This window comes from Erwinia persicina, assembly GCF_019844095.1.
Classification (GTDB): Bacteria; Pseudomonadota; Gammaproteobacteria; order Enterobacterales; family Enterobacteriaceae; genus Erwinia; species Erwinia persicina.
In genome coordinates, this window is the sequence record NZ_CP082141.1 from 2,744,554 (window position 1) to 2,766,635 (window position 22,082).

Below are 22,082 nucleotides of genomic sequence, written 5' to 3' on the forward strand. Positions count from 1 at the left end.
TATTATTTTACCTTGTAAAAAAGAGGCTTGAAACGCTATTCCAGCCCGAGGCTGTCGCGTAAAATTTGCAGACGTTCGCCATCACCATCACGGGCGGCCTGCTGAAGAGATTTGGTTGGGGCGTGGATCAGACGGTTAGTCAGTTTGTGGGCCAGGTCACGCAGCACGTCTTCGGCATTGCCGCCCTGCTGGAGGGCAGCAATGGCCCGCGCTTCCAGTTCAGCCCGAACCTGCTCCGCCTGTGAGCGGTAATCGCGGATGGTTTCAACGGCGCTCTGCGCCCGCAGCCAGGACATAAATTCGCTGCTTTCCTGCACCACGATGGTTTCAGCCTGCACCGCGGCAGCCTGACGCTGCGCCATGTTGCTTTCAATAATCGCCTGCAGGTCATCCACGCTGTAAAGGTAGGCGTTGGGCAGTTTGCCCACTTCCGGCTCTACATCTCGCGGGACGGCAATATCGACCAGCAGCATGGGCTGGTTACGGCGCTGTTTTAGCGCCCGCTCGACCATTCCTTTACCAATAATCGGCAGCGGACTGGCGGTAGAACTGATAATAATGTCGGCTTCAGCCAGGCGGGAGTCAATGTCCGGCAGGCTGATCACCTCTGCGCCCACTTCATCGGCCAGCACCTGCGCGCGTTCACGGGTTCGGTTGGCAATCATCAGCTTCTTCACTTTATGCTGATGAAGATGTCGGGCGGCCAGTTCGATCGTTTCACCGGCCCCTACCAGCAGTACGCTCACGGTCGAGAGAGATTCAAAAATCTGCCGCGCCAGCGTACAGGCGGCAAACGCCACCGACACGGCGCTGGCACCGATTTCAGTTTCGGTACGCACGCGTTTAGCAACGGAGAAGGATTTCTGGAACATCCGCTCCAGCTCACTGGACAGCGAGTGGCCGCGCTGGGAATCAGCAAAGGCTTTTTTCACCTGACCGAGAATTTGTGGTTCACCCAGTACCAGCGAGTCCAGCCCGCTGGCGACACGCATCAGATGGCTGACCGCATCGTTATCATGGTGCCAGTAAAGGCTTTTACGCACTTCATCAACACTCAACTTATGGTAATCACACAGCCAGGTGACCAGTTGCTCTTGCAGGTTTTCCTGCTGCTCGACGCTCAGATACAGCTCGGTTCGGTTACAGGTAGACAGCACAACGCCGCCCTGTACCAGCGGCTGCGCCAGCAGGCTGTTCAGCGCCTGTTCCAGCGTGTCCGGCGAGAACGTTACACGTTCACGCAGCGCCACAGGTGCCGTTTTATGATTGATGCCGAGAGCCAGTAACGTCATGGTACCAGGTTGGGGTTATCCCACAGTTGATAGGGTTTTGTGAGGCGCATTCTACAAGATGCGCGGGATCAATAAAAGCCATGGTTGGCCTATCCCTGTAACAAGATATACCTCTTGTCGATCAAATGAGACAATTTGCACATTGACGCCGCCGTTTTAGCTGGTTAGCGTGGTCGGTTGATGACGGCATCTATGCCGAACCGAGTCTGAGGAGCTGACCCTGATGTTGTTAATGCCGAATCGCCGCCTGCTGCGGCTTCTTCCCCTGGCTGCCGTGGTACTGGCCGGCTGTGTTACACCGGATTCCGCACAGAAACCCGGGCAGAGCCCTGCGTCACCCCAGTGGCGTGAACATCAGCAGGCCGTGGAAAAAATCAGCCAGTATCAGACGCGCGGGGCCTTTGCCTACCTCTCTGACCGGCAGAAAGTTTACGCCCGCTTTAACTGGCAGCAGACCGCCCCCGATCGTTACCGCCTGCTGCTGACCAATCCGCTGGGCAGTACCGAACTGCAGCTGGATCAGCAGGGCCAGGTGGCACAGATTGTCGACAACAAAGGCAAACGCTACGTCAGCAATGATGCTGCGAAGATGATCTCTCAGCTCACCGGCATGAGCATTCCGCTGGATAACCTGCGTCAGTGGATCCTCGGCCTGCCTGGCGATGCGAAGGATTTCACCCTCGACGACCAGTATCGTCTGCGTGAAGTGAACTACAGCCAGGACGGGAAACAGTGGAAAGTCACCTATCAGGGCTATGACCGTCAGCAAACCCCGCCGCTGCCGTCAAATCTTGAACTGCGTGAAGGCGATCAGCGTATCAAACTGAAGATGGACAGCTGGACCGTAAAATGATCACAACCTGGCCTGCCCCGGCAAAGCTGAATCTTTTTCTCTATATCACCGGCCGTCGTCCCGACGGCTATCATGACCTTCAGACCCTGTTTCAGTTTCTCGACTACGGCGATACGCTGACGATTGAAGCCAACAATAGTGGCGAACTGCAACTGCTGACCCCGGTTAACGGCGTGCCCGATGCACAGAACCTGATTGTCCGGGCGGCAGAGCTGCTGCGCGATCAGGCCAGGGCACAGGGTGTGCTTCCGGCAACAGCAGGGGCCACGCTGGGCGTGGAGAAACGTTTACCCATGGGCGGTGGTCTGGGGGGCGGTTCCTCCAATGCAGCGACGGTACTGGTGGCGCTCAACCATATCTGGAACACCGGCTTCAGTTTTCAACAGCTGGCGGAATGGGGACTGCAGTTGGGCGCAGACGTCCCGGTTTTTGTGCGGGGGTTCTCGGCTTTTGCGGAAGGCGTTGGCGAACAGCTCACACCCGTTTCCCCGGCGGAAAAGTGGTATCTGGTGATGCACCCCGGGGTCAGCGTGGCAACCCCGCTGGTGTTTAACGATCCTGACCTGACCAGAAATACGCCGAAACGCGAAATCAGCGCGTTATTAACCACCAATTTCCGCAATGATTGTGAAGCAGTAGTAAGAAATCGTTTTCGCGAGGTTGAACAGCTTGTTTCCTGGCTGCTAGAATACGCGCCGTCGCGCCTGACTGGAACGGGTGCTTGCGTGTTTGCTGAATTCGACACCGAGTATGCCGCACGCCAGGTGCTTGAGCTGGCCCCGAAAAATCTGCAGGGGTTTGTTGCGCGAGGTGTTAATATCTCGCCGCTGCACCGCAGACTTACAGGGCAATTGAGCTGATGTGACAGCGTCACTCCTGTTCCGGACGCTGCACAGCTGCTCTATATGACACACACCCGTATGAAACCGTAAGCGGTATTCCGCCCAGTGCCGCTAACGATATTTCATTCTCTGGACGCAAAGCCTGAGGTTCCTCTCGTGCCTGATATGAAGCTTTTTGCTGGTAACGCCACCCCCGAACTAGCACAACGTATTGCCAACCGCCTTTACACCAGCCTGGGCGACGCCGCCGTCGGTCGTTTCAGCGATGGTGAAGTGAGCGTACAAATTAACGAAAATGTACGCGGTGGTGATATTTTCATCATCCAGTCCACCTGTGCCCCCACCAATGACAACCTGATGGAACTGGTTGTGATGGTTGACGCCCTGCGCCGTGCCTCTGCGGGTCGTATTACTGCCGTTATCCCTTACTTTGGCTATGCACGTCAGGACCGCCGCGTGCGCTCTGCGCGTGTCCCCATTACGGCTAAGGTCGTTGCTGACTTCCTTTCCAGCGTGGGTGTTGACCGTGTTCTGACTGTGGATCTTCACGCGGAACAGATTCAGGGCTTCTTTGACGTCCCGGTTGATAACGTATTTGGTAGCCCGATCCTGCTCGAAGATATGCTGCAGATTGGCCTGGTGAACCCGATCGTGGTTTCCCCGGACATCGGCGGCGTGGTACGTGCACGTGCTATCGCTAAACTACTGAACGACACCGATATGGCGATTATCGATAAGCGCCGTCCGCGTGCCAACATATCTCAGGTGATGCATATCATCGGTGATGTTGCTGGCCGTGACTGTGTGCTGGTAGACGATATGATTGATACCGGTGGTACCCTGTGCAAAGCAGCGGAAGCGCTGAAAGAGCGCGGTGCGAAACGCGTATTTGCCTATGCGACTCACCCTATCTTCTCGGGCAACGCGGTTGAAAACCTGCGCAACTCGGTGATTGATGAAGTCGTGGTCTGCGATACCATCCCGCTGCCGGAAGAGATTAAAGCCCTGCCAAACGTGCGTACCCTGACCCTGTCAGGCATGCTGGCTGAAGCGATCCGTCGTATCAGCAACGAAGAATCGATTTCTGCGATGTTTGAGCACTAATCCCGGCCTGACCTGGCGGGTTGACCTTTAGTTTCGGTCGGCACGTAAGGTCAACCCGCCTAAAAGAGGACAGGTCACACCTGTCCCCTTTTTTTATTTGCTTAAAGCGATATGCTCTGCCAGGTAATCAATCAGTACCCGCAGCTTAGGTAACAGGTGCCGGTTTCCTGGCCACAGCAGCGAAAACTGCCCGCCCGCACCAATGTGATCCTCCAGCACGCTGCACAACTCACCGCATCGCAGCGCGTCCGCCACGGCAAAGTCCGGCACATAAATCAGCCCCAGACCGCGACGGGCAGCAGAAATTTGCGCTTCCAGGTTATTGAAAACCAGCGGTCCGGCGGGCGTTTGCACATGCCCTTCCCCCCCGTCAAACTGCCACGGCTGGATCTGACCATTGCCGGCAAAACGATAAAGCAGACAGGTGTGTTGTGCGAGGTCGGCAGGAACACGCGGGATGCCATAATCACGGAAATAGCGGTCAGACCCGACGACACGAAAACGAAAGCCGCCCATCCTGCGTGCCTTTAGCCGGGAATCAGCAAAGTCCCCGCTGCGCAGCACCGCGTCGTAGCCCTCTCCGATCACATCGACCAGACGGTCGTTAAAATCGAGATCCAGTTCAATTTCGGGATACTGCCGGGTAAAACCGGGCAACAGAGGCAGCAACAGGTGATAACCAATCGCCGGGAAACTCAGACGCAGGCGGCCACGGGGTACGGCCATCAACGTCGACAGCTCCTGTTCCGCTTCCTCCAGTTCCGCGACGATGCGCTGGCTGCGCTCATAGAACATCTGCCCTTCCTCGGTCAGGCTCAGACTGCGCGTGCTGCGATTAAACAGGCTGACGCCGAGACTGCCCTCCAGTCGGGCGATACTCTTACCAATTGCCGACGCCGACACGCCGAGCCGTTCAGCAGCCGCCACAAAACTGCCCAGCTGCGCGGCTTTCACAAATGCATTAAGACCGCTCAGACTCTCCACGCTACTCATTCGATACTTTTTGTCCTTTATCTGTGGCCATCTGGCCTGTTTATCGACGGATAACGCCAATCTATCCTGCTTCTCTGTCTGAATAAAGCGGAGTATGACCGATGAGTATCCTGACACTGTCGTCACCACGTGGCCGCCTGAGTCTGCTGGCCGTATGCAGCGCCGCGATGATGCTGCCCCTGAGCTTTTCCGCCGGCGTCATTGCCACGCCGGCCATCGCCCTGCAGCCGGGGGCATCGCCTCTGGTTCTCAGTTGGATCACCAATGCCTTTCTGCTCAGTTTCGGCAGCCTGCTGATGGCGGCAGGAACCCTGGCCGATCGCTACGGCCGTAAGCGCCTGTTTATCAGCGGAGTCAGCTTATTTACGCTGCTGTCGCTAATCACAGGCTGGGTGCCCTCCGTTGTCTGGCTGGATGGGGTGAGAGCGCTGCAGGGGGCCGCCGCCGCCGCGGCACTGGCCGGGGGTGGCGCGGCGCTGGCCAGTGCGTTTGACGGGAGTGAAAGGGCGCGGGCCTTCAGCCTGCTGGGCACCAGCTTCGGCATCGGTCTGGCGGCCGGGCCGGTGATTGCCGGTGGGCTGATGGCACTGGCAGGCTGGCGCAGCGTCTTTCTCTGCTGCGCGCTGTTTGGCGTGCTGGCCCTTGTCACTGGCATACGTGCCCTGCCTGAGTCACGGAATCCTCATGCGCACGCGCTTGACTGGCCCGGTATCGTCACCTTCAGCGCCATGCTGACGCTGTTCACGTGGGGAATGCTTCAGCTGGCTGATGGCAGTAGCGATTATCTGGCACCCGGTTTATTGCTCGCTTCCCTGGCGGCAGGCCTGCTGTTTATTCATTTTGAACGGCGCAGCGCCAGGCCGATGCTCGACCTCACGCTGTTTCGCTACGGACGCTTTGTCGGGGTTCAGCTGCTGCCGGTAGCCACCTGCTACTGTTTTGTTGTCCTGCTGGTGCTGCTGCCGCTGCGCTTTATGGGATATTACGGATTTGACGCCCTGACAACAGGCCTGCTGATGCTGCCTCTCTCCCTGCCGATGCTGGTCATGCCGTCCCTTGCCGTCACGCTGTCCCGGCGGGTTTCGCCCCGTACTCTCTGCTGTGCGGGGCTGGTACTGGCCGCTGCGGGCATTGGCCTGCTTTCTCTGGTCACCCCGCAAAGTTCGTTGCTGCTGACGCTACTGGCCATGCTGATGACCGGCATCGGCAGCGGTTTGCCCTGGGGACTGATGGATAACCTTTCGGTCAGCGTGGTCCCGCCAGAGCGCGCCGGGATGGCAACCGGCATTTTCAGTACGGTACGCGTGGCAGGTGAAGGGGTGGCGCTGGCCAGCGTCAGTATGCTCTTCAGTCAGTTGCTCCTGCATCAGTTGGCTGCCAGCGGCGGATCGCCGGACAATGTTCGCCTGCTGGCCAGTTACCATCTTACCAGCGCGCCCCTGCTGCCGCTGGCCGAGCAGGCTTTTCAGCAGTTGCTGTGGATGCTGATGGCCCTCACCCTGATATGCACTGTCGCTATCTGGCGCTGCCTGTTACCTGCCCGCCAGGCATTTTCCGGAAATGATTAATTTTTTACTGGAACGCTTCAGCCCCCCCTGTTGGTGAGTATTTATTAGTGATATTTTGCTGTCATTGCTCACCCAGGAATAATCCTAAAATGCGTCTTGATGTTTATACGCTGTTTATTTGCGAACTCTATGTACTGGCTTTCCTCAGTATTATCATGGTGTTTGCCTGGCGTGGCGCACAGTACAACCGGGTTCTGGGGTTTAATTGTTTCTCACTGCTGTTGAGTATTGTGGCGGTCGCTCTGAGCAGCCTGCGCAGCTCCGGCATGATGTTTCTCCCCATTGTGGTGGGAAATCTGCTGATCCTTTGCGCGTATGGACTCCAGCTGAATGCATTCCGGGCGCTGCGGGGAGCCCGCTTCAGCTGGTTGTGGATCCTGAGCCTGGCGACATGGGCCGGGCTGTGCCTGCTGCCCGGCTTCTATTATTCCCTGTCGTCACGCATTCTGCTGAGCTCCCTGCTGTGCATACTGTTCACCTCTGCGATGATTTATGAGCTGCAGCGTGCGCGCCTGCTGCTGCCGGTAACCTGGTGGCCCGCACAACTGCTGCTGGCTATCCACCTGAGCTTTAACGTGACGCGGGGGCTGCTCGACGGCGGCATCCCCAATCCACTGCACGGCGCGATTGGGGGCTCAACCTTTTCGGTTTATGTGATTCTGGAGTCCATCCTGGTGGTCATTGGACTGAGCTTTACGATGATGGCGATGGTCAATGAGCGCACGCAGATTATCTATCGCCAGGCCTCACTGCTTGATCCGCTGACCGGGGTATGGAACCGGCGGGCCCTGTTCGAAAAAACCAGTCAACTGGCCGGCAGCTGGCACTGCAGCCAGCAGCTGTTGTCGGTGATGCTGTTTGACCTTGACCATTTTAAAACCATCAATGACCGGTTCGGTCATTCACAGGGCGATCGGGTACTGAAGGACTTCTGCCGTCAGGTGGCCGGACAGCTGCCGCCGGGCAGTTATTTTGCCCGCCTTGGCGGTGAAGAGTTTGCCGCCGTCGTGATGTGTTCTGAGGAAGAGAGCCTGCAGGTGGCGGAGCGTATCCGACAGGGGGTCGAGCATTCCTGCCCGGAGAACGTCAGTTACAGCGTCAGCATTGGGATCGCGGGCTGTGAACCCGGGTGTGACGATATTGAGCATCTGATGGCCGCAGCCGATGAAGCGTTGTATCAGGCGAAGGCGGCAGGAAGAAATCAGGTTAAGATCTTTGACAACGCATTTTCCGGGCTGGAAAAGCGGGCACGGGTGGGACAGGAAGGCAGGCCTGACCCCGGTTTGCCGGCGTCAGGCACAGGAAATATCAGCGATGAGGCTGATGACCGGAACCCTGACGACAACGCTTGTCTCCGCAGTGACGCACCCAGTAATAACGATCGGCAATTTTTTCCCGGCCGCTGATTCTGGCCCCGACCAGCCACAGCAGCGCGCCAATAAAGATGCTAAAGATGGCACCATGGACCATAAACTGCGGCAAGTTGAGCTGTGGCATCTGATTCAGTACCGAGTAGCCTACTCCACCTATCATCACCACCAGACCTAATACCATCAGGGCATTACCCATCATGTGTGAATGTTTACGTTTCATTGCGCACCTCCAGTCAGTATTGAAAGGCAACTCCGTTGCCAGATGCAGATAGTCTAGGCAATCTTCAGTATCTCTGATGAGTGGATGATCACATTTATAGCTAAAACTTTGACAAAACTTTACGTCTAACCGGCTGTTTTTATATAGAAAACGTATTATCACCTGGCTGTATTATTGTGATTTTTATCACAACGGTGGCAGATCTTTGAGTTATCGCTGCCGCTTCAGTAAACTAGCCGTTTTCACCCCGCACGCTTCAGGAAACCCACTCGTGAGCAGCATCAAACTGATCGTTGGCCTTGCCAACCCCGGCGCTGAATACGCCGCTACACGCCATAACGCCGGTGCCTGGTATGTTGACCTGCTGGCTGAACGTCATCATCAGTCATTAAAAGAAGAGAGCAAATTTTACGGCTATACCGCACGCTTAAACATTGGCGGTGAGGATGTGCGCCTTCTGGTACCGACCACCTTTATGAACCTGAGCGGTAAAGCCGTGGCGGCGATGGCGACCTTTTATCGCATTGCGCCCGAGGAGATCCTCGTGGCTCATGACGAACTGGACCTTAACCCTGGCGTGGCAAAATTCAAGCAGGGCGGTGGGCATGGCGGCCATAACGGGCTAAAAGATATTATCAGTAAGCTGGGTAACAGCCTGGATTTCCATCGCCTGCGCATTGGCATTGGCCATCCTGGCGACCGAAATAAAGTGGTGGGTTTTGTGCTGGGGAAACCCCAGGCAGCAGAACAGACGCTGATTGATAACGCGATTGACGAAGCGGCACGCTGTACCGAAGTGTGGCTGAAAGAAGATCGCCTGAAGGCGATGAACCGCCTGCACAGTTTTAAAGCGGTCTGACGGTATCCGGCCAGGCCTGTTGTCGCTGCGGGCTCTGCCCGCGGTTAGCGGTTTTCACAGCGGCGGTGGTCCTGGTGTTCCAGACCCGCCAGCGTCAGTGAGGGGCTGAAATAGCCCTCAACTCCCCAGACTTTGCTTTTACGCAGCAACGCCAGCTGACTGTCCCCCGCAGCGCCACCGACAATGACCCGGTTAGTGTATTCCCGGATATGATTAATCAGCACGGTGAAGAACGGCTTATTGACGTTTTCCAGATAGAACTGGCGATCGAGCTTCACGGCTTCGAACATATTGGACTGCAGCGCGTTCAGATTCGCATCCCCCGCCCCCAGATCGTCCAGCCACAAAATATTTAACTGTTCAATCAGGGTACGCAGCAAAGGATTATTCATTCCATCGTGCAGATTAGGAAAGTCTTCCGACAGCTTCAGCCGCACAAAAGGAAGCTGGCTGAGGATCTGCTGAATAAACGATGACTCTGATACCGCGCGCGCCAGCTGAAAATCAATGGCGACACTGCACATCAGACCCTGCTGGCGAAAATAATCACCCTGCTCTTCGACGATCAGCAGCTGATTCAGCAGCCGATCCTGGGGAGTCAGTGACGTTACCGGTGGCCCGCTATGAGCACCCGGCTGTGGCCGATAGCTGAGATCAATGGCGATTAGCTCGCCACTGAGCGTATGGACTGGAATACAAAGGAAATCGTTTTTCATGCTGCCGGGCCAGTTAACGGGCATCCTGCCAGTGAATAAAATCGCCGTACAGATAAACTATAGAAGTTAACTCTGCCTTCGCCGTCGTAAAACGACGATTTTTATGTTATCGGCAGGCCCGGCCGTTGCTTTATGGTTCAGGCATCGTTGCTGGCAACTTTATAATCAGGGTCGTCAAGTTCATGGCTGCAGAACGGTCCGGCCTGCTGTAACAGGCTGATGCAATCTTCACTCAGGTGGCGCAGACGCAGGGTTTTACCCGCTTCGAGATAGCGCAACGTCAGCTTATCGATGGCTTCGACGCCGCTGGAATCCATCACCCGGGTGCGGGCAAAATCAATCACCACGCTATCCGGGTCCAGCTCCGGGTGGAACAGCTCCTGGAAACTGGCGGTGGAACCAAAGAACAGCGGCCCTTCCAGCTGATAAGTCTTCTGCCCTTCCTGCTCTGACTGCGCCAGAATGGTAATGCGGGCATGTTGCCATGCGAACACCAGCGCCGAGATAATCACCCCGCAGATCACCGCCATCGCCAGATCGGTAAAGATGGTCACCAGCGTCACCGCCACCATGATCACCGCATCGGCTTTTGGCATACGCTTCAGGCGGCGCAGGGAGCTCCACTCAAAGGTATTAATGCACACCACAAACATGATCCCGGCCAGCGCAGCCACCGGCAGCAGTGCGATGTAGTCCGACAGGCTGATCACAAACAGGATCAGCAGCAGCGCGCCGACCAGATTAGAGATACGCCCGCGTCCTCCTGAGGTGAAATTGATAATGGACTGACCGATCATCGCACACCCTGCAAAGCTGCCGAAGAATCCGCAAATCGTGTTGCCGATGCCCTGCGCCACACACTCCTGGTTTCCTGAGCCTTTTTTACTGCCCATTTCATCGAGTACTGCGAGGGTCAGCAGCGATTCAATCAGCCCCACCAGCGCGATCACCACCGCGTAAGGCAGCACAATCTTCAGGGTTTCCCACGTCAGGGGGGCCGTGGGCAGGTGGAACTGCGGCAGCGTCCCGGCGATATCGGCCAGGTCACCCACGCGCTTGGTGTCCAGCCCCAGGCCAATTGCCAGCGCACTGACGGCAATTAACGCGGCCAGCGACCCCGGAATGGCTTTTGTCAGCTTAGGGAACCACCAGACTATCAGCATCGCCAGAGCCACCAGCGCATACATTACCGGCCCCTGCCCCTTAATCATCGGGAACTGCGCCAGCATGATGACTATCGCCAGGCCGTTAACAAAACCGTAGATCGCCGGTTGTGGCACCAGACGGATAAACTTACCGAGGCGCAGTACGCCGATGGACAGCTGGATCAGTCCGGCAAGAATGGTCGCCAGCAGCACGTACTCATAGCCATGCTGGGTTATCAGACTGATCAGCACCACGATGATCGACCCGGCCGCCCCGGAAATCATGCCGGGTTTACCGCCGAAGAAGGCCGTCACCAGCCCGAGGATAAAGGCGGTATGTAAACCGATGGTCGGCGACAGCCCGGCCAGCAGAGAGAAGGCGGTCGCTTCCGGGATCAGCGCGACAGACACCACGGCACCGGCCAGCACGTCATTTTTAACGTGACTCGCCCTGAAGTTGCTCAGGTTAAACATGGTCATTCCATAATTTTTTCATGTGATCGACTTTCTGCGCCACAGAGTACGGGCACAGCTGGCTCGTCAGAGTGACGAGTGGCGGCAACAGGCGTTGCGCTGGAGGGAAGGGCTTAAGGTGGCGTAAGCAGGAAGCGATGCATCTGCAGGGTTCTCCGGTTTCTGTAAAGACACGTCAGTATGGGAAAATGTGAGCACGATCTCAAGGAATAACTTCACCCCCCTTCCGGAAATCAACCGCCGCCAGGCTAAAATTACGTGTATAATGCGCGGAAACTTTTTAGACAACCGTCTGTAACACTATCAGGGCACGTAATAGTGCGTTGATTATCAAGAAATTAAGGTGATTCAAACATGGGATTCAAATGCGGTATTGTGGGCCTGCCAAACGTCGGGAAATCCACCCTGTTCAATGCGTTAACCAAAGCGGGCATCGAAGCAGCTAACTTCCCGTTCTGTACCATTGAGCCGAATACTGGCGTGGTGCCCATGCCTGACTCCCGTCTCGATCAGCTGGCGGAGATTGTCAAACCGCAGCGCATTCTGCCCACCACCATGGAATTCGTCGATATCGCCGGCCTGGTGAAAGGCGCGTCTAAAGGCGAAGGCCTGGGTAACCAGTTCCTGACCAACATCCGTGAAACCGAAGCCATTGGCCACGTGGTGCGCTGCTTCGAGAACGATAATATTATCCATGTGAATAATAAAGTCGACCCGGCTGATGATATTGACACCATTAATACCGAACTGGCGCTGTCTGACCTGGACACCTGTGAACGTGCCCTGCAGCGCGTGCAGAAGAAAGCCAAAGGCGGCGACAAAGATGCGAAAGCGGAACAGGTTGCCCTGGAGAAGTGTCTGCCGCACCTGGAAAAAGCCGGGATGCTGCGTGCGCTGGATCTGAGCGATGATGATAAAGCCGCCATCCGCTACCTGAGCTTCCTGACCCTGAAACCTACCATGTATATCGCTAACGTGAACGAGGACGGTTTTGAAAATAACCCGTACCTGGACATCGTGCGTGCGATTGCCGAGAAAGAAGGCTCATTGGTGGTGCCGGTCTGCGCAGCGGTGGAGTCTGATATTGCCGAGCTGGAAGATGGCGACCGCGAAGAGTTTATGGCGGAACTGGGCATTGAAGAGCCGGGTCTGAACCGCGTGATCCGCGCCGGTTACGCCCTGCTGAACCTGCAGACTTACTTCACCGCAGGCGTGAAAGAAGTCCGTGCATGGACGATCCCGGTCGGCGCTACCGCCCCGCAGGCCGCCGGTAAAATCCACACCGACTTCGAAAAAGGCTTTATCCGTGCTCAGACCATCGCCTTTGATGACTTCATCACCTACAAGGGTGAACAGGGTGCGAAAGAGGCCGGTAAAATGCGTTCAGAAGGGAAAGACTACGTGGTCAAAGATGGCGACGTGATGAACTTCCTGTTTAACGTCTGACCCGTTCTTCTGACTGATGGGGCGAGAAAACCCCCTCTTCAAGGCAGACTGCGACAATCAAACCCACGCCACGGCGTGGGTTTTTCATTTTATGTCGCACAGCCGCAGCGAATGACGGGTTATGGCCCCGGCGACTCCTCTCTCCCCTTGCCAGTGTCAGACGCGGATCCTTATTCCTTTTCCGACCAGACAATGCGGTACCCCTCACCCGCCTGACGCACCCGGGCAAATCCCGAACGACCTAAGTGCATTCCTGCGATGAGGAGATTTTCTCTTACCGCTTGTGCCAGGATTTTTTTCCGCGTTTCTCTGGCCTGAACGGGGTCACAGTCAAAGACAATTGAAACCTCAGGACGGGCTGTCTGAATATGGGGATAATGGACAATATCACCCCAGATCAACAGGCATTTACCCTTTGAATCGATGCGAAATCCCGTATGGCCGGGCGTATGACCCGGCAACCACACCGGGAGAATGCCCTCAGTCACCTCGCCTTTGCCAGTCAGTTGCAGCTTACGGGCATACGCGTCTACTGTCCGGCGGACGAGAGTAAAATTGCGCTGTCCGCGCTCATTCGCCCTTTTTCGTTGTTCATCATCCTGCCAGTATGCCGCCTCAAGAGGATGAAGATAAAGGTCTGCCTGCTGAAATACCGGCTGACCTTCAGCATCCAACAGGCCACCAATATGGTCAGGATGAGCATGCGTCAGTAATACGGTATCCACATCATCCGGGCTGATAGCCGCAGCAGCCAGACTCTCTCTAAGCTGCCCGCCGATGTTATTGAGGCCTCCTGCACCCGCATCGACCAGAATGGTGCGCCCCCTGCCCTGAATAAGATACCCGTTGATATGGATATTGCCGGGTTCAGCGATCTGCGCATTGTCCTGAATCGCCGCCGCTTCTGCTGTCTCAATGCCTGACAGTAAGTCCAGGCTGGCTGACATGGTGCCATCGCTCAGGGCTGACACCAAAAAATCCCCAATCTGACGGGTGGGTAAACACGGAATGCTCATAGTGACCTCGGGATAATGATGCTTAGTGACTTTTACTCACCCTACAGACGCTGCTTACGGTGATAAATCGATATTATTTCAATAAATAGTGACATTATGTCACTGACGGCTCGTCACGCCGATTAACAGGGCATTTATCCATGCGCAGTAAAATCCCCAGCACAGCGTCACTGAAAGCCTTTGAGGCCGCAGCCAGGCACGGTCATTTTGCCCGCGCCGCAGAAGAGTTATCCCTGACGGAAGGTGCCATCAGCCGACAGATTGCCCGCCTGGAGTCTCTGCTCGGTTGCAGGCTGTTTGACCGGACGGGCGCCCGGGTAAAGCTGAATCCCGTGGGGGCTCGCTATGCCCATCACGTGCGGCAGATCCTTGAACGACTCGAACGGGATACCCAGTACGTAATGGGAATGCCCGAAGGCAGCAGAATGCTGGAAATTGCCGTTCTGCCGACGTTTTGCAGCCGCTGGCTTATCCCCCGCCTCACTGGCTTTCACGCGTTATACCCGGACATCATGCTGAATATCGCGGCAAGAACCGATCCCTTCATTCTCACCGGGAGTGGCTTTGACGCAGCGATACATTTTGAGCATCCCGCCTGGGCAGGCATGCGCATGCACGTTCTGTTTGAAGAAAAACTGGTGCCGGTGTGCCGCCCCGAGCTGTTAACAGACAGCAATATTTTCAGTCAGTTAAATGCACTGCCCCGCATTCACCGGCGGCAGAATCCGGAAGCGTGGCCCCGTTATGCCGGGCAAAGCGGCATTGCTATTGATAATCCGGCGCAGGGTGTCCGGTATGATCTGCATGACATGGCTATCGCTGCCGCCTTAGCGGGACAGGGGGTGGCGATGGTTCCTCGCATATACGTTGAACAGGAGCTGAAGCGCGGGACCCTCGTTGCGCCCTGGCCGCCATCAGAACATCTGAGCAAGCGATTTTGTCTGGTAAAGACGGTTGAAACGGGGATCAATGAATCGGCCCTGCATGATTTTGAACGCTGGTTGCAGGCAGAATCATTACTTATGAGATGACCGGGTGGATAGCGTTGTAAGAGGGACAGCAGTCAGTATCATCCCGCGTCGGATATCATCACGACGCCTTCAGGTCAGGGGCCAGAAGTTTGAATAAGGCATGCATATCGTTAACTGAGAGGTCGGAAAGCGTCTTTTGAAAAACCGGCCTTTATCGACCCACCCGCACAAGGCCAGGTCGCCCTCACTTTCGAGCACAACCATGGTTTTTCTTCTTTTTCGCCGCCGGACAATTGTGCCCACTTCAATCATGTTGATGCCTTAATCGAAAGATCCGTGTCATTAACAGAGGCGTTCGAAAGCACTGATCTGACAATAAACTCGTTACACCTTCTGAGGCCGTTAATATCAGGCTGAATTTTTCCGTATACACGCATCCCTTCCAGCATCATAAAAATACTCATTGCCATGACGCTGGCATTTTCGTCCTGACGAAAGATTTTCTGTGTCTGACCTTTGCTGAGTATTTTTTCTAACTGATTAATTATGCTGTTAAATTTACAGGAAACCTTGTATCTGATCTCTTCATCACCCGGTAAAAGTTCACTGGCCGCGGCGATGGTAAAACAGCCCTTCTCTCCGTCCGGAGCAGAAGATAACAGAGCCACAAACCCAAGCATTTCACGCAGCGCAGCCTCGGGTGATAAATGAGTATCACGCGTCACGCCTCTGGAGGCACCCTCATCCATATAGTGCTGCAATGCGGCAAGATAGATAGCGCGTTTATCCGGATAGAGTTTATAAATGCTGGCACTGGCCAGGCCCGATGCGTTCATAAGATCGGACATTGACGTCCCCCGATATCCTTTCAGCCAGAAGCATTCCAGCGCAGTATTGAGAAAGTCTTCAGGATCAAATTCCCTGGGTCTGCCAACCGGTGTTTTCATCAGATTCTCCTGTGGTGAAAATCAATTGTAGATCGAACAATCTACAATTAACAGCACCAGCACTGAATCTGCTTTAATATCCAGCCTGACTGCGCTGCATTGTTGTCAACACTACACAGGCAGCTCAGTTTTTCGCTCATGCTGTCACTGCCCGCTTCAGGCTGCGCAGGATCATGAGCGGCCCCTGCAGATGTCGCGGTGCCTTAAACTTTGAAAAGCGGAGCGGGCGAGAAATCATCGCATGATGCACAATGAGATGAAGTAAGATTAACGGTTTCAGGGAGGGGATTATGGATGCAGAGCACGCGGTTGACGTAGTCTGTGCACGGCTGCTTGGGGAAAACGCCATCCCGCTAAAAATTCGCAGCAGAAAAGGCGTGTCCGCGGCGGAAGTCAGCGAGCTGTTTTTGGCTATCGATGTGCTGACTGGTCATTACCGAGGACAGGATACGATCCCGAAAAAGCTGGCACTGGCCTTTGTCGATGTCTATGTGGGATTCAGTGTTGCCGATACCTTTTATGATCAGGATGAGCTTGAGCGATATGAGGCTATCGGCATTGCGCTTCAGGATAAAGCCTGCGCGTTATTCGACGGGGCCTGAGACGGGCCGGCGGGCCTCTCTTCAGCCTGGCAACCTGCCGGACCGGGGTCGGTTTCACCGCAGGTGATCCCCCTGTCTGAGCAACCGTTGACCTTTAACGGCGCCGGGGATGGCACCCATACAGGTTCCGGTAAGGCTTATTGAAATCGGCCAGGTTGTCATGCACGATTCGGTTGCAGCAGCGCTGGGTTAAACGGTGCAGGTACAGGTTTGATACAAGGGTAAGCCATGAGAAGGGAACATCGGATTTATTTTGAAGAGGAGCTGCAAAACGAGCTCAAACATATCGGGTGTCACGCACTGGCCGTCACCGCCGTTAAGCGGGGCCTGAAATTTCGCTTTGAAAAAAAGCTGGTGGCGGAGCTGTCTTTGCAGTATCTGGTCAAGGCGCACGCCTTTGTCCTGCTCGGGCATGTCTTTGGTGGCCCGCTGTTTGACAGCCTGTCCAAAATAGAAATGCCTTATAAAAGTAACCTGGGCAGTGATGCCTGCTTTTCTTTTACCACTTCAGGACGGCAGGATAAAAAGTTCAGTCCCGATATTTACGGGGCGATCGCGGTGCCCCGCCCTGAGCAAGCCAGTGAGGTGTCTGAGCACATCCGGCGCGTCCTTGAGGAGTACTATATCCCTGTCGTTGTCGGCTGCATCCTGCCTTCAGAACGAACGATTGAGGACGTGCTGTATTCCCCGAGAGACTACTCCTATCCGGCTGCATTTATTCACTGTGCTCTCACCAGCAACCCGTCCTTATATCATGATGGTATAAGAGAGAAGTTGAGAACCAATAAGAAAATCATTAAAAATAAAGCTTTTGATTTTGCGCTTTTAGGTATTGAACCCCCGCAGAAGCGTTAATGCCGCTTACGCGGCATGAAGAGGCCCCCTGCCCGCGTCAGGATCGGTTCAGGCAGACGCGGGAGGCAATGGGGTGGCGATTTCTCGTGACCGCAGCGTGATGCGTACCGGAGCCGATTTATAAGACGGCGTACCGCTTTCCCTGTCGATGTAATCAAGAGGGATTAGCACGTTCGCTTCAGGATAGTAGGCCCCGATCGATCCTCTGGCGATGGCATAGCGGATCACCGTCATGCCTTCCAGACGCATACTGTAGCCCTTCACTGCTGACGCCAGGTCCACCACATCGCCGTGTTCAAGCCCCAGGCGGTCAAGATCATCGTCGCACATAAACAGCACATCACGACGGCCAAACACCCCGCGATAGCGATCGTCAAGGGCATAGATGGTCGTATTGTACTGGTCGTGGCTGCGCAGCGTGATGAGACGCAGCACGTTGTCACCCGGCACAGACAGGTCTTCATGCGTCCCCTGATAAACCGAAAATATCGCTTTACCGCTCGGGGTCGGCCAGATGCGATCCCGGGGCGGCAGCGGCATCTGGAAGCCGCCGGGTTCCCGTATACGCGCGTTGTAATCCTCAAAGCCGGGAATGGTTTTTTCAATCAGATCGCGGATAAGACTGTAATCGGCAGTCAGCGCATCCCATGCCACTTTCGTGCCCGGCAGCGCCGCTTTGGCCATTCCGGCGACAATGGCCGGTTCCGATCGCAGCAGCGGCGACGCTGGCTTCAGCTTGCCAGAAGACGCATGCACCATAGACATGGAGTCTTCCACGGTGACGGACTGGCGGGTGCCGTCCTGCTCATCAAGTTCGGTGCGCCCGAGGCAAGGCAGCAGCAACGTTTCTTTCCCGGTCAGAAGGTGCGTGCGGTTCAGCTTGGTGCCGATGTGCACGCTGAGTTCAAGCTCCCGCATCGCCGGGAAGCTCACCCCGGAATCGGGCAGCGCCACGGCAAAATTGCCGCCGAGGCAAATCAGCGCTTTAGACCGCCGATCCACGATGGCCTTCATTGCCTGCACCGCATCGTGACCGTGGTGCGACGGGGGAGTAAATCCGAACACCTTCTCAAGCTTACTGAGAAAATCAGCAGAGGGCTTCTCCGTGATCCCCACCGTGCGGTTACCCTGCACGTTGGAGTGACCGCGCAGCGGACAGACCCCGGCGCCGGGCTTGCCCATGTTGCCGCGTAACAGCAGCAGATTAACCAGCAGACGCACGTTGTCGGTGCCACGGTTATGCTGAGTGATGCCCATTCCGTAGGTCAGGATGGTGGCATTCGACTTCACGTAAGCCTGGGCCACCTGACTGAGTTCCGCCTGCGTCAGGCCCGACTCAAGCTCCACCGAAGCCCAGGACGTGGCCTCGATGTCGGCCGCAAACTGCGCAAAACCGTCGGTATGCTCGCGGATAAAGGCGTGATCCAGCGCCGCGCCGGTCGCGTCCTCAATCGCCAGCACGGCTTTGGCGATGCCCTTCAGCGCGGCCGAGTCACCACCGGCGCGAACCAGATAGTACGTGGAGGCAATATCGGTTGAACTGTTGGTAGCCATCTCCATGACATTTTGCGGATCGGCAAAGCGCTCCAGCGCGCGTTCACGCATCGGGTTGAAGACGATGATGGGGACGCCACGGCGCGCCAGCTCGTGCAGCGTCCCCATCATGCGCGGATGATTGGTCCCCGGATTGTGTCCAAAGGAGAGGATCAGCTCTGCGCTGTCGAAGTCGTCCAGGGAAACCGTGCCCTTGCCGATACCAATCGACTGAGGCAGGCCGACGCTGGTGGCTTCATGGCACATGTTTGAGCAATCCGGGAAATTGTTGGTGCCGTACTCGCGGGCAAACAGCTGAAACAGATAAGCCGCCTCGTTTGACGCCCGTCCGGAGGTGTAAAACTCCACCTCGTCCGGCTGCAGCGCCGCCAGTTTTTCAGCAATAATCGTGAAGGCGTCATCCCAGCTGAGCGCGTTAAATGTATCGGCGTCGCGGTTATAGCGCAGCGGCGTGGTCAATCTGCCGTACCCTTCCAGCTCAAAGTCTGTCCGTGCCAGCAGCGATGTCACGGTATTTTCAGCAAAAAACGCCGGCGTAACGCGTTTAGTCGTGGCTTCCCACGTCACAGCTTTAGCGCCATTTTCACAGAACTGGAAGGTGGATTGATGATCCTTATCTGGCCAGGCGCAGCCGGGGCAGTCAAAACCATCAGGCTGATTGGTGCGCATCAGCGTAGGCGGGGCTTTCAGGGTATCCATCTGATTTTTTACGGCAATGGCCGTCGCTTTCAGGGCGCCCCAACCGCCTGCGGGGCCATCATAGGGATGGACGCCTGGCACGGTACGGTGTGTTTTTTTGCTCATGACGACTCCGGGCTCACATAAAGGAAATCAACGGCGCTACCGCGCCTGCGGGTGTGGTGACCTGAGAAAAACAATGTCAAAAGTGAAGCCTGGGCCTGAATACGCCTTCTTCTGATGTTGAATTTGTAAATTAAAAGTAGCAAAAAAAAACCGATGGCCGGCTCTGGTTAGCAACTGGTTACGTTTTTCTTCCTTTTGAACGGGAAGAGAGACGACGCTGGAAAGCACCGTTCGTTATCTGGGTATTAAAGCCGGTGATGCGGGGCATTTTCTGAACCGATTGCCGTCCAGGCATCAGGGCTGCTTCCGCAGCCCTGTGCCAAAACGGGTCAGTGATGACGTTATGTTGTGTTAATCCACCGTGCGCAGAGCATGGGCATCCCAGGCTTTCATGGCGGCCGATACCGCAGCATCAAGCTCTTCACCCGGCGTCCCGTCGCGTGCTTCTGTGGAGAGTCCGGTTTCAAAACTGTGCAGACAGGCGGCCAGCGGGCTTGCATTGGTGTCCGCAGCCAGTTCACCCGCCTCTTTTGCTCGCCTCACACAGCGCAGAAACCCCTCCCTTGTGCGTGCGCGTCGTCCTGCCAGAAGCTGGCGGATATGCTCGTGCCCCGGCGAACAGGTGTTAACGGATAAGGCGATAAGACAGCCGCTGGGATGCCCCGGTTCTGTCTGCATTTTTGCTGAACAACGCAGCGCCCGTTCCACGGCCTCGCGCGGGCCAAGCCTGTCGTCCCACAGACAGTCGTTAACCTGACCATAGGTCGACATATAGCATTCAATCACCTCTTCAAACAACGCTTCTTTAGAGCCAAACGCCGCATAAAAGCTGGGTGCGGTGATGCCGTTGCCGAGGTTCGCCTTCAGCAGGGCAAGCGAGGTGGACTCGAAGCCGTGCTGCCAGAAAAGGTACATCGCCTGACGAATTGCCTCGTCCCGGTCGAAGGTACGCGGACGTCCCATCTGTGCCATATCGCTTCCTGATTTTGCCAGTGTCACATAAATACTAATCGATACAGATATCCTTGACAACCTGCACACTGACCTATAGCGTTACACATAAATACCAATCGGTATATATATAATAGCAGAAACACCCTGTATGGACTGTTTCCGCTATTTTTAGTCATCCCAAGAAGGACTCAACGTGTACGCTGAAACAAAATCATCTCCAGACACAGCACCACGGCAGCTGCCTCTGGCTCCCCTGCTGGCGTTTGCCATGACAGGCTTTATTGCCATCCTGACCGAAACCCTTCCGGCGGGGCTACTTCCGGAAATCGGCGAGGGACTTGGTGTTTCCCAGGTAATGGCGGGCCAGCTGGTGAGTATTTATGCCCTGGGTTCACTGCTTGCGGCGATCCCCCTGACGGTGCTTACCCGTGGATGGCGGCGTAAGAAAGTGTTGTTACTGGCCGTCGGGATCTTCCTGATTTTTAATACCATCACCACCGTGTCAGCCAGCTACTGGCTGACACTGATGGCCCGGTTTATGTCGGGCGTGGCTGCCGGACTGGCATGGGGGATCCTGGCCGGTTATGCGCGCCGCCTTGTGCCTGCTGATTTGCAGGGTCGTGCGCTGGCCATTGCTATGGTTGGCATACCGGTTGCCCTGTCGCTGGGAACCCCGGCCGGGGCATGGCTGGGCGGCATGATGGGATGGAGAGTCCCGTTTGGGCTCATGGCCGGACTGGCGGTTATTTTGTTTATCTGGACGCTGGTTGCGGTGCCTGACCTGCCTGCAGAGCCGGCTGAGCGCCGCCTGCCCGTGTGGCAGGTCTTTCTGTTACCGGGTGTCCGTCAGGTTCTGGCGGTGATCTTTCTCTGGATGACGGCACACAATATTCTTTATACGTTTATCGGCCCGTTCCTGGCACTGTCGGGCCTGACCGCACACGTTGGCCTCATCCTGCTGGTCTTTGGGCTTGCTGCCCTTGTTGGCATCTGGATGACCGGAACGCGGGTTGATCGCCACCTGCGCCCTCTCGTTCTGTTCAGCCTTGCGGCGCTGGCTATGGTTTCTCTGATGCTGGCAGCGGGCATGCGGGAGCCGATCGTGGTATTGCTGGCCGTCATCGTTTGGGGCTGGTCATTTGGTGGCGCCTCCACGCAGATGCAGACGGCGGCAGCCGATGCGGCACACCATAATGTTGATGTCGTTCAGGCGATGGTGACCACCGCGTGGAATCTGGCTATCGCCAGCGGTGGCGTTGCCGGCGGGCTGCTTCTTAATAATGCTGGTGCAGTATCCTTTCCCTGGGCAATCCTGGTCTTAATGGCTGTCGCGTTTTTTATCGCTTATACCGGTAAAAAACAGGCTTTCAGACCCGGTGCCAGAAAGAACCAGGGCTTGGGGCCTCGCCCTGGCGGGTAAATTCCGTGATAAAAGCCGATACGGTCAGCCTGACAGGCGTGTGACAAACAGGCGATACCGTACAGTACCCTTCG

General features: G+C 56.0%; 20 protein-coding genes. 11 read left to right on the forward strand and 9 right to left on the reverse strand.

Features of this window, described 5'->3' with window-relative positions; all coding sequences use genetic code 11:
• Nucleotides 1-35 precede the first annotated feature (35 nt).
• Entirely contained in the window at nucleotides 36-1,292 is a 1,257-nt protein-coding gene (hemA, locus tag K6L24_RS12435) for a glutamyl-tRNA reductase (protein ID WP_062743557.1), read from the reverse strand.
• Between the two features lie 226 nt (nucleotides 1,293-1,518).
• Here hemA and lolB point away from each other — a divergent pair, with 226 nt between their 5' ends.
• The 3 genes from lolB to prs all read left to right on the forward strand — a co-directional run bounded on the left by lolB (nucleotide 1,519) and on the right by prs (nucleotide 4,091).
• Nucleotides 1,519-2,145, forward strand: a complete 627-nt coding sequence (gene lolB / locus K6L24_RS12440; protein ID WP_118665792.1) for a lipoprotein insertase outer membrane protein LolB — start codon at nucleotides 1,519-1,521, stop codon at nucleotides 2,143-2,145.
• Complete coding sequence (gene ispE / locus K6L24_RS12445) at nucleotides 2,142-3,005, forward strand: 4-(cytidine 5'-diphospho)-2-C-methyl-D-erythritol kinase (protein WP_118664257.1); 864 nt, start codon at nucleotides 2,142-2,144, stop codon at nucleotides 3,003-3,005. The genes lolB and ispE overlap by 4 nt, the downstream gene beginning before the upstream one ends.
• A gap of 138 nt (nucleotides 3,006-3,143) precedes the next feature.
• On the forward strand, nucleotides 3,144-4,091 hold the full coding sequence (gene prs / locus K6L24_RS12450) for a ribose-phosphate diphosphokinase (RefSeq protein WP_222681516.1): 948 nt from the start codon (nucleotides 3,144-3,146) through the stop codon (nucleotides 4,089-4,091).
• Between the two features lie 93 nt (nucleotides 4,092-4,184).
• Here the strand turns inward: prs and K6L24_RS12455 are convergent, their stop codons facing one another.
• Nucleotides 4,185-5,075, reverse strand: a complete 891-nt coding sequence (locus K6L24_RS12455) for a LysR family transcriptional regulator (protein WP_191927307.1) — start codon at nucleotides 5,073-5,075, stop codon at nucleotides 4,185-4,187.
• A 110-nt stretch (nucleotides 5,076-5,185) separates the two neighbouring features.
• On the opposite strand from K6L24_RS12455, the gene K6L24_RS12460 reads away from it, so the two are divergent.
• Nucleotides 5,186-6,652 carry an MFS transporter gene (locus K6L24_RS12460; RefSeq protein ID WP_062743559.1) on the forward strand — a complete coding sequence of 489 codons (1,467 nt, stop codon included), beginning with the start codon at nucleotides 5,186-5,188 and terminating at the stop codon, nucleotides 6,650-6,652.
• An 89-nt stretch (nucleotides 6,653-6,741) separates the two neighbouring features.
• Nucleotides 6,742-8,058, forward strand: a complete 1,317-nt coding sequence (locus K6L24_RS12465) for a GGDEF domain-containing protein (RefSeq protein ID WP_072277409.1) — start codon at nucleotides 6,742-6,744, stop codon at nucleotides 8,056-8,058.
• Here the strand turns inward: K6L24_RS12465 and ychH are convergent.
• The gene (gene ychH / locus K6L24_RS12470) at nucleotides 7,961-8,245 is read right to left on the reverse strand and encodes a stress-induced protein YchH (RefSeq protein WP_072277410.1); all 285 of its coding nucleotides are present in this window, start codon (nucleotides 8,243-8,245) and stop codon (nucleotides 7,961-7,963) included. The two genes, K6L24_RS12465 and ychH, sit on opposite strands and share 98 nt — an antisense overlap.
• Nucleotides 8,246-8,516: 271 nt before the next feature.
• Between ychH and pth the strand changes: the two genes are divergently transcribed.
• Nucleotides 8,517-9,104 (forward strand): aminoacyl-tRNA hydrolase, encoded by a 588-nt coding sequence (gene pth / locus K6L24_RS12475; RefSeq protein WP_062743560.1) that lies wholly within the window; start codon nucleotides 8,517-8,519, stop codon nucleotides 9,102-9,104.
• Nucleotides 9,105-9,148: 44 nt separating this feature from the next.
• On the opposite strand, the gene K6L24_RS12480 is transcribed toward pth, so the two are convergent.
• Together K6L24_RS12480 and K6L24_RS12485 are read right to left on the reverse strand one after the other, a co-directional pair.
• Complete coding sequence (locus K6L24_RS12480; RefSeq protein ID WP_222681517.1) at nucleotides 9,149-9,820, reverse strand: EAL domain-containing protein; 672 nt, start codon at nucleotides 9,818-9,820, stop codon at nucleotides 9,149-9,151.
• 137 nt (nucleotides 9,821-9,957) lie between these two features.
• Nucleotides 9,958-11,439, reverse strand: coding sequence for a SulP family inorganic anion transporter (locus K6L24_RS12485; RefSeq protein WP_062743562.1), 1,482 nt, complete (start codon nucleotides 11,437-11,439; stop codon nucleotides 9,958-9,960).
• 354 nt (nucleotides 11,440-11,793) lie between these two features.
• On the opposite strand from K6L24_RS12485, the gene ychF reads away from it, so the two are divergent.
• Complete coding sequence (ychF, locus tag K6L24_RS12490; protein ID WP_222681518.1) at nucleotides 11,794-12,885, forward strand: redox-regulated ATPase YchF; 1,092 nt, start codon at nucleotides 11,794-11,796, stop codon at nucleotides 12,883-12,885.
• Between the two features lie 170 nt (nucleotides 12,886-13,055).
• On the opposite strand, the gene K6L24_RS12495 is transcribed toward ychF, so the two are convergent.
• Nucleotides 13,056-13,901: an MBL fold metallo-hydrolase gene (locus K6L24_RS12495; RefSeq protein WP_137268514.1), complete on the reverse strand. Its 846-nt coding sequence runs from the start codon at nucleotides 13,899-13,901 to the stop codon at nucleotides 13,056-13,058.
• Between the two features lie 140 nt (nucleotides 13,902-14,041).
• Between K6L24_RS12495 and K6L24_RS12500 the strand changes: the two genes are divergently transcribed.
• Nucleotides 14,042-14,932, forward strand: a complete 891-nt coding sequence (locus tag K6L24_RS12500) for a LysR substrate-binding domain-containing protein (RefSeq protein WP_062743565.1) — start codon at nucleotides 14,042-14,044, stop codon at nucleotides 14,930-14,932.
• Nucleotides 14,933-15,180: 248 nt separating this feature from the next.
• Here K6L24_RS12500 and K6L24_RS12505 read toward each other — a convergent pair whose 3' ends face one another.
• Nucleotides 15,181-15,819 carry a TetR/AcrR family transcriptional regulator gene (locus K6L24_RS12505; RefSeq protein ID WP_222681519.1) on the reverse strand — a complete coding sequence of 213 codons (639 nt, stop codon included), beginning with the start codon at nucleotides 15,817-15,819 and terminating at the stop codon, nucleotides 15,181-15,183.
• A 290-nt stretch (nucleotides 15,820-16,109) separates the two neighbouring features.
• Between K6L24_RS12505 and K6L24_RS12510 the strand changes: the two genes are divergently transcribed.
• Both K6L24_RS12510 and K6L24_RS12515 read left to right on the forward strand, forming a co-directional pair.
• Nucleotides 16,110-16,421, forward strand: coding sequence for a hypothetical protein (locus tag K6L24_RS12510; RefSeq protein ID WP_118664262.1), 312 nt, complete (start codon nucleotides 16,110-16,112; stop codon nucleotides 16,419-16,421).
• A gap of 228 nt (nucleotides 16,422-16,649) precedes the next feature.
• A complete protein-coding gene (locus K6L24_RS12515) occupies nucleotides 16,650-17,276 on the forward strand; it encodes a hypothetical protein (RefSeq protein ID WP_118664263.1) in 627 nt (208 codons plus the stop codon).
• A 48-nt stretch (nucleotides 17,277-17,324) separates the two neighbouring features.
• Here K6L24_RS12515 and K6L24_RS12520 read toward each other — a convergent pair whose 3' ends face one another.
• Both K6L24_RS12520 and K6L24_RS12525 read right to left on the reverse strand, forming a co-directional pair.
• Complete coding sequence (locus K6L24_RS12520) at nucleotides 17,325-19,634, reverse strand: FdhF/YdeP family oxidoreductase (RefSeq protein ID WP_222681520.1); 2,310 nt, start codon at nucleotides 19,632-19,634, stop codon at nucleotides 17,325-17,327.
• A 351-nt stretch (nucleotides 19,635-19,985) separates the two neighbouring features.
• Entirely contained in the window at nucleotides 19,986-20,606 is a 621-nt protein-coding gene (locus tag K6L24_RS12525; RefSeq protein WP_222681521.1) for a TetR/AcrR family transcriptional regulator, read from the reverse strand.
• A 250-nt stretch (nucleotides 20,607-20,856) separates the two neighbouring features.
• Here K6L24_RS12525 and K6L24_RS12530 point away from each other — a divergent pair, with 250 nt between their 5' ends.
• The gene (locus K6L24_RS12530; RefSeq protein ID WP_084344165.1) at nucleotides 20,857-22,008 is read left to right on the forward strand and encodes an MFS transporter; all 1,152 of its coding nucleotides are present in this window, start codon (nucleotides 20,857-20,859) and stop codon (nucleotides 22,006-22,008) included.
• The last annotated feature ends 74 nt before the right edge of the window (nucleotides 22,009-22,082 follow it).